Source organism: Alkaliphilus transvaalensis ATCC 700919 (assembly GCF_000621485.1).
GTDB lineage: Bacteria > Bacillota > Clostridia > Peptostreptococcales > Natronincolaceae > Alkaliphilus > Alkaliphilus transvaalensis.
The window spans coordinates 313,069-326,011 of the sequence record NZ_JHYF01000003.1 but is presented as its reverse complement, the minus strand read 5'-3'; the positions used below and the strand labels follow the sequence as shown (position 1 = coordinate 326,011).

General features: G+C 35.6%; 11 protein-coding genes. 2 read left to right on the top strand and 9 right to left on the bottom strand.

Features of this window, described 5'->3' with window-relative positions; all coding sequences use genetic code 11:
- Window positions 1–181 precede the first annotated feature (181 nt).
- Window positions 182–1,516 (top strand): GerMN domain-containing protein, encoded by a 1,335-nt coding sequence (locus T335_RS0105985; RefSeq protein ID WP_026476730.1) that lies wholly within the window; start codon window positions 182–184, stop codon window positions 1,514–1,516.
- 436 nt (window positions 1,517–1,952) lie between these two features.
- Here the strand turns inward: T335_RS0105985 and T335_RS0105980 are convergent, their stop codons facing one another.
- The 6 genes from T335_RS0105980 to T335_RS0105955 form a co-directional block, all read right to left on the bottom strand.
- Window positions 1,953–2,963 carry an aldo/keto reductase gene (locus T335_RS0105980; RefSeq protein ID WP_034327811.1) on the bottom strand — a complete coding sequence of 337 codons (1,011 nt, stop codon included), beginning with the start codon at window positions 2,961–2,963 and terminating at the stop codon, window positions 1,953–1,955.
- Between the two features lie 38 nt (window positions 2,964–3,001).
- Complete coding sequence (locus T335_RS0105975) at window positions 3,002–3,397, bottom strand: FxsA family protein (protein ID WP_026476728.1); 396 nt, start codon at window positions 3,395–3,397, stop codon at window positions 3,002–3,004.
- 16 nt (window positions 3,398–3,413) lie between these two features.
- Window positions 3,414–3,815, bottom strand: a complete 402-nt coding sequence (locus T335_RS0105970; protein ID WP_026476727.1) for an acyl-CoA thioesterase — start codon at window positions 3,813–3,815, stop codon at window positions 3,414–3,416.
- 284 nt (window positions 3,816–4,099) lie between these two features.
- Window positions 4,100–5,854, bottom strand: coding sequence for a pyruvate kinase (gene pyk / locus T335_RS0105965; protein WP_026476726.1), 1,755 nt, complete (start codon window positions 5,852–5,854; stop codon window positions 4,100–4,102).
- Between the two features lie 19 nt (window positions 5,855–5,873).
- On the bottom strand, window positions 5,874–6,833 hold the full coding sequence (pfkA, locus tag T335_RS0105960) for a 6-phosphofructokinase (RefSeq protein ID WP_026476725.1): 960 nt from the start codon (window positions 6,831–6,833) through the stop codon (window positions 5,874–5,876).
- Between the two features lie 91 nt (window positions 6,834–6,924).
- Window positions 6,925–7,116, bottom strand: coding sequence for a hypothetical protein (locus T335_RS0105955; RefSeq protein WP_026476724.1), 192 nt, complete (start codon window positions 7,114–7,116; stop codon window positions 6,925–6,927).
- A gap of 138 nt (window positions 7,117–7,254) precedes the next feature.
- Between T335_RS0105955 and T335_RS0105950 the strand changes: the two genes are divergently transcribed.
- On the top strand, window positions 7,255–7,719 hold the full coding sequence (locus T335_RS0105950) for a phosphatidylglycerophosphatase A family protein (protein WP_026476723.1): 465 nt from the start codon (window positions 7,255–7,257) through the stop codon (window positions 7,717–7,719).
- Here T335_RS0105950 and T335_RS0105945 read toward each other — a convergent pair.
- The 3 genes from T335_RS0105945 to yqeC form a co-directional block, all read right to left on the bottom strand.
- On the bottom strand, window positions 7,716–11,186 hold the full coding sequence (locus tag T335_RS0105945) for a DNA polymerase III subunit alpha (RefSeq protein WP_026476722.1): 3,471 nt from the start codon (window positions 11,184–11,186) through the stop codon (window positions 7,716–7,718). The genes T335_RS0105950 and T335_RS0105945 overlap by 4 nt on opposite strands.
- A 184-nt stretch (window positions 11,187–11,370) precedes the next feature.
- Window positions 11,371–11,958 (bottom strand): molybdenum cofactor cytidylyltransferase, encoded by a 588-nt coding sequence (mocA, locus tag T335_RS0105940; protein ID WP_026476721.1) that lies wholly within the window; start codon window positions 11,956–11,958, stop codon window positions 11,371–11,373.
- A 33-nt stretch (window positions 11,959–11,991) separates the two neighbouring features.
- Window positions 11,992–12,786 carry a selenium cofactor biosynthesis protein YqeC gene (gene yqeC / locus T335_RS20020; RefSeq protein ID WP_051569164.1) on the bottom strand — a complete coding sequence of 265 codons (795 nt, stop codon included), beginning with the start codon at window positions 12,784–12,786 and terminating at the stop codon, window positions 11,992–11,994.
- Between the last annotated feature and the right edge of the window lie 157 nt (window positions 12,787–12,943).

The following is a 12,943-nucleotide window of genomic DNA, read 5'->3' as shown; positions in this document are numbered from 1 at the left end:
TATTTCTATGTAAACTAAATCATTAACTGTATTTTTATGACTAATTTTATTATATCCTTTTCTATTCTACACTACTTCATCTTAATTTGACAGATTTTGTTGTACAATAATGGTTTACCATTACTACCAATTATTTTATAATAATAGATAAGAGTAGACAAGCTAGCAAGGAGTTGATGAAATGTTTCGTGTGGCAAGAAATATTACTTTGCTTTTAATTGTTTGTTTTATCGCATCTGGCATTCCCCTCTATGCCGATACCATCGATATTGACCTTAACTTATCTATAGGGGCAACCTCAAAAGGGAATTTATCGCTAGATGTGCAGCTTAACCAGATTTCCAGTTCAAACTGGGATGTAGCTATTATTCTATCAACAGATGGCAAGGCAATTCCAGTAAACTTTAATCCCAACAATCCTTTTTCTATTGATCTTTATCATAACAACCTACATATTCAGCAACTAAACCTACTAGATATTGCAGACAATTTACCAGATTTCACCTCAGAACTATTGGTGGAGGATTCAATATTACTTACATTTAGTCTTTTACAGGAAGAGCTCGATCTTCCCGATGGAGATTATCGTTTAGAAATAAAACCAACTATTAAAGATTATGATGAAAAAATTGAACCACTAAATATAGCATTTAACTTCAATACTAATTATAACTATATTCCCTCACTACAATCCATTAATCGAAATGAAACAGCTCTACTACTATACTTTCCAGACCCCCAATACAATAATCTAATCCCTATTACTAGAATTATTCCTTATACAAATACGCCTTTACGGGCTACCATTAATAACCTACAGATGGGCCCAATAGAAGAATTAGGTTTACCTATAGGCTCCCATGTACCACCTTCTTCTGGTTTAAGCTTAAGTAGGGGTATTGCAAATGTTTATTTACCTAATGATGTTAGTAACTATGGCATCTCTTCTGCTAGCTCTTATATTGTTGTTAATAGTATTGTAAATTCCCTTGCTTCAATAAATGAAGTCAATGGCGTACAGTTTTATTTTGGAGGACAAATTCGTGAAGTTGGTTTTCATGATATGACCATGGACAAACCCCATTATCCATCAGAGGAACAAAAAACTTATGTAGGGGTAATGACGGAAAATAATCGAGTCCTCTTAGCCCCCATTTACTTGTATGAAAATCAGCCTACTGTTGAATCGGTATTTAACAACCTAAAATATGAAGGTAATCCTAATATCTATCGTTATGGCGTAATTCCACCTATACCAGCATCAGTGGAGTTATTATCCCATACATTAGAGGATGGGGTTTTAACCTTAGAATTAAACGAAGCCTTCCTTGAGGTGTATTCAAGTAATAATCATAAACAAGCCTTTATGTTGGAAGCTCTTCTTTATAGCTTAACATCATTAGATAATATTGATTCAGTTATTTTTAAAGTTAATAATAATCCTATTTCATCCTTTGGTGGTGTACAGTTACAAAATCCTGTTAAGCCATCTAAATATATTAATCCTGAAAAATAGTTCTTAATGAACATGATACCTCTTAAGCAGATAGTCAATTAATTAAAATGGACTTTCTTCTGGGAGGTATTTTATTATGGGTAGAAAACAAAAGAAAACAAGAAAACTGAAAAATAGTAGAGACATATAAGAACAAAGTCTTCATCCAGAAGATTTAAAGGATGGCTTTAGATAAAGAAACTAAGCCAATACATAGTTTAATCCAATTAAATTGGTGATTTACTTATATTGAAACTCAATAGGTAAAGTTCTCTTATATTAAAATAATTAAAGTAGAGCTTTCCTATTGGTTATAGAAAGGACAAAAAAAAAATGAGCACATTTGTGCTCAAAAAATAGAATCAGTTAACCCATGATTTATTGCTTAAAATTAACTATTAGAGATTATACTCCAATTATACCATTTTTATACCCATAATTTACATTAATTTATATTTTATCCCTCAAGTTTTTCTACAACATTCTTTAACATCTCTCTAATTGGTAAATTATAAGGACATTTTGATTCACAGATTCCACAATGTACACAGTTGGATGCTTTAACAGGCAGGCCTCCATATCTTTCAATTGCCCAATCTTGTAATTCATAGCGGGAATAGTATCCCTCCATTAAAAATTGAGTTGGTATATCAATACTTTGAGGACAGGGTAAACAATAGCCGCATCTTCTACAGAAGGATGTCCCCAATTGCTTAGTAATTTCATTTATTCGTACTCTGTCAGCCTCCACCAATGGAGAAAAGGTCTTCCCTACATTAGCATTTTCATAAATTTCCTCTATTTTGTCCATTCCTGGAATCACAACACTAATATTTGGGTTGTCTAAAACAAATCGTAAGGCTAGACTGCCATTATCTAAAGCACCTCCAGCCAAAGGCTTCATAATAATTACACCAATATCCCTTTCAGCCGCCCTTCTAAAAAGGTCTTCCCCTTGTCTCTCAACAATGTTATAAGGAAATTGTATTGTAGAAAAATAATCGGTTTCAACAGCTAATTCTAAAACCTCTACGTTATGGCTTGTAATCCCAATTTCTCTAACCTTTCCAGCCTCTTGTGCTTCTTTAAGTGCTCTATAGGCTCCGTCGGGAGCTAAAATTTGATCTAACTGTTCCTTTGTTTTAACTAAATGAAATTGGTATAAATCGATGGTATCCACCCCAAAGTTAGTTAGACTAATCTCTATATCCCTTTTCATCGCTTCATAATCCCTAGACATGGTTTTAGTGGCAATTATCCAGTGGTCTCGGTTTCCTTCAATTCCTTTTCCAATCAATCTTTCACTTTCTCCATATCCTCTAGCAGAATCGATAAAATTGACCCCTTCTTTTCCTGCTAAAGCTATGATCTTTTTTGCATCTTCTTCCTCCAACCGTTGAATGGGTATTCCACCAAAGCCAATAACCCCTACCTGCAGGTTAGATCTTCCCAGTTTCCGTATTTCCAAAACAAAACCTCCCTTTGTCCCTCTTTAGGTATATTTACTTACTTTCTATAGTAAAAAGTAAATGTACCATCCTCCACCATTTGGCGAAGTCTTCTCTTAATAAAACTTTTTAAAACTCCTCTAGTAAAAGGGATTACTAAAATAAATCCTGTTACATCTGTTAATAAACCTGGCGTTAGAAGAAAGGCCCCTCCGATTAACACACATAGTCCATTTACCAACTCGTCCCCTGGCATTCTTCCTTGGGCCATATCCATTTTAATATTATTTAAGATGCCTCTACCTTCCTTTTTAGCTAAATATGCTCCTGCAACTCCTGTTAATAATACAATTAAAAGAGTATAGCTTAAACCTATGTAACTATTCAGCTTAAGTATTAAGGCCAATTCTACGATCGGTATGATGGTAAAAAGTAATATCAATTTACCTAACACAAACTCACCCCCAAGTTTAAATTAACTTTTGATAAAAGGCTGGAAACTGCTTTTTAATATTAATTGGTTTAAACGCTCTGTTTACAAAGGCATGGGTTGTAGTGCCAGATGCCAATAGCTGTTGATCTGCTTTTCGATATAATTCATAACTAAAGGTGATTCTTACACCCTTCATTTCCTTTACTTTAGTTCGTATTTCAACAACATCATCATATTTTGCAGACTCTTTATATTGGCAAGTTACTTCAGTAACTGGTAATAATATATTTTCATCTTCTAATTCCTTATAAGAATATCCCATATCCTTTAAAAGTGTTGTTCTTCCAATCTCAAACCAAGGGAAATAGTTTCCATGATAAACAACTCCCATTTGATCTGTCTCGGCATATCTTACGGTTATTTCACTTCGACTAGTCATCGCTATTCCTCCTAATATTATTATATACAAAGGTACTTTAATTTAATGCTATATTGTTTAATTCTATATTAAAGAAGAAGAATCCTTTATAAAACCATTATAAAAAGAAAAAAAGAACTTACTAAAGCGTAAGTTCTAAAAAGTGTAAAACCCATGAATATCAATAAATAAAGGGGGATATTGACTTCATACCCTATTATATGGTTTCTCCCCATTTTTGGTGTTATCTTTAGGTAAAGTTTTTGTAAAAGTTTTTTTATCTCCTAAAAAATATCTTCTACTACCTACATTACTCTCGTTTTACCACTATAGACTAAGCCTGTTGCTGAGTCAACAGTTACAATATCTCCTGTTTTCAATTTGCTAGTGGCATCGGCTACCCCTACAATTGTTGGTTTTCCGAAGTGTAATCCAACGATGGCTCCGTGACTGGTTAATCCACCTTCTTCTGTAATTACGGCACCTGCCATTTCAATTAAAGATACCATTTCTTTATCGGTAGATTGAACAACTAGTATATCACCCACATTAAATTGATCCTTTTGACTTGCATCATTAATAACAACAACCTTACCAGTTACTGCCTTTTTTCCAACACCTATTCCTGAAACAACAACATCTCCTACGATATGAACCTTAATTAAGTTAGTTGTTCCAACGACACCTACAGGTACACCAGCAGTAATAACCACTAAGTCACCTCTTCTAATTAGGTTGTTTTCCAACGCTCTACGAACAGATACTTCAATAACATCATCTGTTGATTGAAGGGGCTCTGTTAATACTGTATAAACACCCCACATTAAGGTCATTCTTCTTCTAATTCTTTCACTTACAGTTGCAGCAATAATTGGTGCCTTTGGTCTAAATTTAGAAACCATTCTTGCAGTATAGCCCGATGAAGTAGCTGTAATAATTGCAGAAGCCTGAAGATCTGTTGCCGTGCTGCAGGTTGCATGACTAATGGCATCTGTTACAGTAATCTCTTTTTCAATTGACTTACTCTTTAATAGTTCTTCATAATTGATGGCAGCTTCAGTTCTCTTAGCAATATCAGCCATCATTCTTACAGCCTCTAGTGGATATTTTCCTGCTGCTGTTTCACCAGAAAGCATAATTGCATCAGTACCATCAAAGATAGCATTAGCAACGTCTGTCACTTCTGCCCTTGTTGGTCTTGGGTTTCTAATCATAGAATCTAGCATTTGAGTTGCTGTAATGACTGGTTTTCCAGCTTTATTACATAAACGAATCATTTCTTTTTGTACTAGTGGTACTTCTTCAGTAGGTATCTCTACTCCTAAGTCTCCTCTAGCCACCATGATTCCGTCAGAAACCTCAATAATTTCTTCTAGATTATCTACACCTTCTTGGTTTTCTATTTTAGAAATAATATGAATATGTTCAGCATTATTTAATTCTAGAATCCTTCTAATAGCCAATACATCAGCAGCCTTCCTTACAAAGGATGCAGCAATAAAATCGATATCCATTTTAATACCAAATTCGATATCTCTTTTATCCTTTTCTGTAATAGCTGGCAGGTTAATGCTCACCCCTGGTACATTAACACCTTTATGATTTTTAACAACTCCTGCATTTTTCACAACACATAAAATATCTGTCTCATTAACAACTTTTTTTACTTCTAATTCGATTAGACCATCATCTATTAAAATAGAATTACCTTCTTTTACATCATTAGGTAATCCATCGTAGCTTACTGCACAAATGGTCGTATCACCTAAAATGTCTCTTGTTGTAATTGTAAATTCCTGGCCTTCTTCTAGGTATACCTCTGGATCTTTAAATTTACCAGTTCTAATTTCTGGCCCCTTAGTGTCTAACAGAATTGCAACAGGAATATTAAGTTCTTCTCTAACTTCTTTTATTGTATGGATTCTCTTGGCGTGTTCTTCATGGTCTCCGTGGGAAAAATTTAACCTTGCCACATTTAAACCCTGTTGCACTAATTGACTGAAGATCTCTTTATTTTCACTGGCAGGACCTATTGTACATACGATTTTGGTTTTTCTCATTAAAACTCCCCCTCATCTTCTAAATAGATAATATGTTTGCTAGTTCATAGCTATTTTTATCAAAATTATTTTCTGCATTAAAAACTTCTTTAAAGTCTACATCGATAACTTCCAAGCCTTTTACGCCTACGGCTCGACAGCTTTTGCCTTCTACCAGTAATTCTACTGCCCTTGCCCCCATCTTACTGGCAATAATTCGGTCAAAGGCTGTAGGTGTTCCACCCCTTTGAATATGTCCTAAAATGGTTACACGGGTTTCTATGCCTGTTTTCTCTTCTATTTCTTTAGAAATTTCCATACCACCACCCACACCTTCAGCCAGTAGTATGATACTATGTAGTTTCCCTCTGTTTCTACCTTTTATTAATTTTTTACAAACTTTATCTAAGTCAAAGGTTTCCTCAGGAACAATAATACTTTCGGCCCCACCTGCTAACCCTGCATAAAGGGCGATGTCTCCACAATGTCTCCCCATTACTTCAATAACATTTGCTCTTCCATGGGATGTGGAGGTATCTCTAATTTTACCAATGGCATCGACTACAGTATTTACTGCTGTGTCAAAGCCAATCGTATAGTCGGTGTATCTTAAGTCATTATCAATTGTACCAGGAACACCTACGGTTGGGATCCCTAATTCACTTAGTTTTTCTGCTCCCTTGTAGGATCCGTCACCACCAATGACAACAACCCCATCTACGCCAAAAATTTTAAGGGCATAGCCAGCTTTTTTACGACCTTCTTCTGTCATAAATTCTTCACTTCTAGCCGTTTGAAGTATTGTCCCTCCTCTATGGATAATATCTGCCACAGAAGATAGATTCATTTCCTCCATATAGCCATTAATCAACCCATGATAACCTTGCTTTATACCGATTACCTTAAGCCCTTTATAGATACCAGTTCTAACCACCGCTCTAATGGCAGCATTCATTCCCGGTGAATCTCCTCCACTTGTCAATACCCCTATTGTTTTCATTCTTATTACCTCCTTTTTACCACAGGGACTTTTTGTGTCCCACTGGCAGTAATTTTATCCCACTAAAACATCTATTTTAAAAAATAGGGGATTAAAACCCCCTTTGCATCAAAATGTTATGTGCTTCCTCCACTTCTGATCTAGGAACAAGAACTTCCGAAGTCCCTTCAACATTGTTCTTACTGATAGGTTTTACTTTGACTAAGAAGCCTTCATCCACTAATATTTTCTGAATATTTTCAGCATCTTGTTTAGAATTAGCCATATACACTACTGTCCACATAATCTCTATTAGGCCTCCTTTTCGCTTTATGTATGTCTATAGGATTTATTATTGTTCCCTTTTTTAAATATATCTCATATTATAACATATACTTTCATTTATTATCTATAGTATATTGACGAAAGGGAGGAATGATTTTTGAAAAAGTTAATAATTCAACTATTAGCCGACCGAGGAGTAAAAATTGTAGATATTGCTGATCTAGTTTATCACCTACAGTCGAGCTATGGTTCCCTCACCATTAAAGAATGTGAAGAGAGTGTTGATCGGGTCCTCTCAAAACGAGAAGTTCAACATGCTATTATTACTGGTGTAGTCCTTGACATGTATGCTGAGAAAAAACTATTACCGGAGCCCCTTCAAGAAATCCTTGAAACAGATGCTTCCCTGTATGGTATTGATGAAATTTTAGCCCTAAGTATTACAAATGTTTATGGTACAATAGGTTTGACTAATTTTGGCTTTCTTGATAAAGAAAAGATAGGAATTATTAAAACCCTTAACAATTCTGACGGAAAAGTACATACCTTTTTAGACGACTTGGTTGCAGGTATAGCAGCAGCCGCCTCCGCCAGAATTGCCCACTCAAAGTTTACTGATTAACCCACTATAATACAATCTTCACCAAAAGTAGTTTTTAAATGGTCTATTAGAGGCTCCTCCAGTTTAACCCAAAGCTCCCGTTTGGCTCTAACGGTCTTCTTTTTCTCTTCTAAATAGTCCAATGATAAATAAATTGGTACATTACCACTATATTGCTGTAGGGTTGGTTTTATTTTGTCCCATAAGACTAAATTTCTTTCATCCTTAACAATAATTTTTAGTTTTCTTAATTCTTCCTTCACCAATGGTTTAATGCGATTCACCATTATTTTAGGTACTTCTTCTTCTTTAAAATTAAGGGTTCCTTCCAGTAAGATTGATCTATCAGTTTCAATGATACCCATAAACCTACTATAGGTTTTAGGGAAAATAATACACTCTATTGTACCAAACAGATCCTCAAGGGTAATAAAAGCCATTAGCTGATTGTTTCTAGTGGTTTTTGTTACCTTTTCTATTATCATTCCACCGACAATTACCCTTTGTCCATCTCTAAGTTTCGATTCCTCTGGATGTTCCACCAATTCTACTAGGTCATTACTATTGGCAGTGGCATAACGATTTAATTCTGCTTCAAACTCTGATAAGGGATGGCCACTAATATAAAGGCCAATGACTTCCTTTTCCATTGTTAGTTTTATTTTTTCATCAAATTCTCTAATATTGGGTAGTAGGTCTTCTTTAATAGAAATATCGGCAGCTTCTGCCATATCAAACAGCCCTATTTGCCCCTCGATATTTCGTTTTCGGTCTTGATTAACCCCCTCTAGTACTCTTTCATAGATGGCTAATAATTGTGAACGAAAAACCTTCAAGCAATCGAAGGCACCTGCCTTAATTAAACTCTCCACCGCCCTTTTGTTCAAATCTCTAGATTCTACCTTTTGACAAAAATCATAAAAACTAATAAAGTTTCCTCTACCTTTTCTAGCTCTAACAATGGCTTCAATCATATTTATCCCAACATTTTTGACAGCCGCTAAACCAAATCTAATACGCTTACCTTCTACAGTAAACTTACTGTAACTGGAGTTAATGTCGGGTTGAAGAATTTCGATCCCCATTCGTTTACAGTCTTGGATATATTGACCCACCTTTGAGCTGTTGCCCATAATACTAGTCATTAAAGCCGCCATAAACTCTACAGGATAGTAGGCCTTTAAGTAGCCCGTTTGATAGGCTAAAACAGCATAGGCAGCAGCATGGGATTTATTAAAGGCATAGTTGGCAAATTCTATCATTTCGTCGAATATTTCATTAGCAATGGTCTCTGGTACACCATTTCTAATACACCCGGGTAGTTCGATATTACCTTCTTCATCGGTTTTCCCATGGATGAAATAGTGTCTTTCCTCTTCCATTACATCCATCTTCTTTTTACCCATTGCCCTTCTTACCAGATCACTTCTACCATAACTATAGCCTGCCAAATCTCTAACTACCTGCATAACCTGTTCTTGGTAAACCATACATCCATAGGTCACGTTTAGGATCGGTTCTAGCATTTGATGTTTGTATTTAATTTTTTCAGCATTATTCTTGTACTCAATATATTTTGGGATGGAATCCATAGGACCAGGACGATAAAGGGATATTCCCGCTACAATATCCTCAAAACAATTGGGCTTTAACTCCTTCATAAAGGAGATCATTCCCGCACTTTCCAACTGGAATAACCCTAGGGTATCCCCTCTACTAATTAGCTCGTATACCTTTGGGTCTTCATAGGTGGAGGTAGAAAAATCAATTTTTACTCCATGGTTCTCTTCGATGGCTAACAGAGCATCCTTAATCACTGTTAGGGTTCTTAAACCTAAAAAGTCCATTTTTAAAAGACCCAGTTCTTCCAAATGACCCATAGGAAATTGGGTAGTGATACTGTTATCATGCATATATAGGGGTACATAGTCGTCTAGGGATTTTTTTGCAATTACCACCCCTGCAGCATGGGTGGAGGCATGTCTTGGCATCCCCTCTAACTTTTTTGCCATTTGAATTAGATAGTTGGCATTTTCATCATCTATTGTCATTTGCTTTAAAATCGGGTTCATTTCTAGTGCCTTATCAATGGTCATGCCGATGGCAAAGGGCACTTGTTTTGCAATCTGATCTACTTCGTTATAGGGCATATTAATTACCCGACCAACATCCCGAATAGCTGCCCTAGCTGCCATTGTTCCGAAGGTGATTATCTGGGCTACTTTATCGTCCCCATACTTTCTCTTTACGTAATCGATTACTTCTTCTCTACGTTCATAACAGAAGTCAATATCGATATCAGGCATAGAAACCCGCTCTGGATTCAAAAATCTTTCAAAAATTAGATTGTATCGAATTGGGTCAATGTCGGTTATTCCCAAAGTATAGGCTACAATACTCCCTGCAGCACTTCCCCTACCTGGCCCTACAGGGATCTGATGATCTTTAGCGTATTTAATAAAGTCCCAAACAATTAAGAAATATTCTGTATAGCCCATTTCTTTAATAATTCCTAATTCATACTCTAGTCTTTCCTTAAGTTCTTCAGTTACTTCCCCATATCGAGCAACTAAACCGTCATAGCATAGCTTCCTTAGATAGTCTTCAACGGTAAATCCTTCTGGCAAACTATATTCTGGTAAGTGAATTGTATTAAAGTCAAATTCTACATTACATTCCTCTGCAATTTTAACGGTATTACTGATGGCCTCTGGGGCATAGGGGAATAAATTCTCCATCTCTTCTGTCGACTTTAGGTAAAACTCATCATTAGGAAATTTTAATCTTTCTTCATCCTCTTGAATTTTCCCTGTCTGTATACAGAGTAAAATATCATGGGCTTCTGCATCCTCTCGATGAATGTAGTGGCTATCATTAGTTGCTACGAGAGGTATTCCTGTTTCTCTACTAAGCTTTACTAACAGAGGGTTTATTTGTTTCTGCTCTGCTAGTCCATGGTCCTGTAACTCTAAATAGAAGTTACCCTCTCCAAAAACCTCCTGCAACTCTAGTGCCTTGTCTTTTGCTTTATCATACAGCCCCCTAAGTAACAGTTGCTGAATATCTCCTGCTAAACATGCACTAAGACAAATAATTCCTTCACTATGCTTTTTTAATAGATCATAATCAATTCTTGGTTTATAGTAAAAGCCTTTTATGTATCCAATGGATACTAATTTAATAATATTTTGATAGCCTTCATTGTTTTTAGCCAATAGAACAAGATGGCCTTGCCCCTTATCTCTAACGGGGTCTTTATCTTCAATTTTTCTAGAAGCTGTATAGACTTCACAACCAATAATGGGTTTAATCCCCTTTTTAATGGCTGTTTTATAGAACTCTACCACGCCAAACATTGTACCATGGTCAGTTATGGCTACGGCATCCATCCCTAGCTCCTTTACCCGATCCATCATTTTATTAATGGTGGTAAAGCCGTCTAGAAGACTATATTCTGTATGGACATGTAGATGTACAAATTGACTCATATTACCACCTCTTATTTCTTTCTACGACTACTTTCATTTACTATTTAATATCACATTTTGTAACTTTTTTTAATATTTCTTAACTATTTCGTAGTTACATTTAAGTTACTTTCATTTACTAATTAAGATCTCTATTTTCATAACACTTTTCCTACTACTAATATATCAAAGTAGACCCATTACATCAACTTTTACAACTAGCCAATATTTGCTGGTACATCTCCCAAGTATCAACATCTTGACCCATTTGTTGATCTTGGGAATCTACATACTTTATTTTTTTAACCTCCATTGCTCTAATAATCTTTCTTCCCCCTTCATCTCCCTCTAAAGATAAAAGTTCATCCTTTAATGATGAAGAGAAAATTGTAGGGTTCCCCTGCTGTCCCTTATATCTGGGAAGGATGATGGCATGTTTTTTTTGATAGTAGGCTTCTATTAATTCATTGATAAAGTCAACTTTTAAAAAGGGTTGATCTCCCACAAAAAACATATAGCCTTGGGTTTTGGGGTTGGCAGCCTTTACACCTAATTTTAATGACATGCTCTGGCCTAAATGGGCATCAGGGTTATGAATTGTTTTTAGATTATATTGATATCCGATGGCTCCAACGGCTTCACTTCGATAGACTAAAATAATTTCTTGTAAATTTGACGCTTTTGCCCTTTGAATAACCCTTTCTACTAAAGGCACTCCATCAAGTTGTAACAGAAGCTTCTCTTGTTCCATTCTTCTAGAAAAACCTGAAGCCATAATGATTCCACTTATCATCCTTCGCCCCTCCTAAAATCAAATGCTACTATTTTATCTCTTAACGAATCTCTTTAACTCAAATTGTTGTCCCATTATTGAGGCAATAATAACCCCCTCTAGAAAAAATACCTCCTGCTCTATCCTTTTTATGATACTTAAAGCTAATCTTCTTCTCTGATGATGATCTACTTTATTAATCAGAAGATATTTTTTTATATTTACTTGATCTATTACCCCCTTAAAACTTCCTTCTTCATGGGTAATTAGCTTTATAATATGGTCTTCCTGTACCTTCTCATAGGCCTTACTTCCGGTTATCTGGCAAAATCTTTCCCATCGGTGGACTATCTCTTCTATAGGTCTTCCCTCTAGTGCTTCTATTCCCATTACTGCCACCACGATACTTGTCCCCTTTGGAATGACAGGTTCATGGTTTGCTGGTGCCTTTAAAGGAAGTTTTTTAGCTCCATCAGCCTCTAGGATGATTACATCAAAATACTTTTTTTCTTTTAACTTTTCGATTAAACTAACCTCTGGAGCAAACATTTTTCCCTCTGTATTTACCCTACCCCCGATTACAGTAATTCCCGATAAAGCACTATAATCATTGAGTTTTTCTTCAATGTTGTTTTCTTCAATATTGTCTTCTTCTGTTAGCATCAGATAGTCATATTGGTCTTTGGTGGGTTTATAAATAGCTGTTGTGGTTGTGACTAAAACCTTTTTCCCTTGCTTTTTCAATTCCTTTGCCAGCTGAAACATTGAGGAGGTTTTCCCTCCACCTCCGATAAAGGAAATTAACGGATTTTCTTCACTTTCTATCTCTAGAGTACTATAAAAGGACATAAGACCTTCACCCTCTTTCTATATACTCTATTATATACTGACTTCTTTCTTTCCGAAATATTTTAATACAGTTTCATTTTATTCAAATTCATTTTGTTTAAGTTCTTTTAATTAAAGTTCTTTTATAGTCCCCCAGTAAAGTAGCTGGGGGACTTTA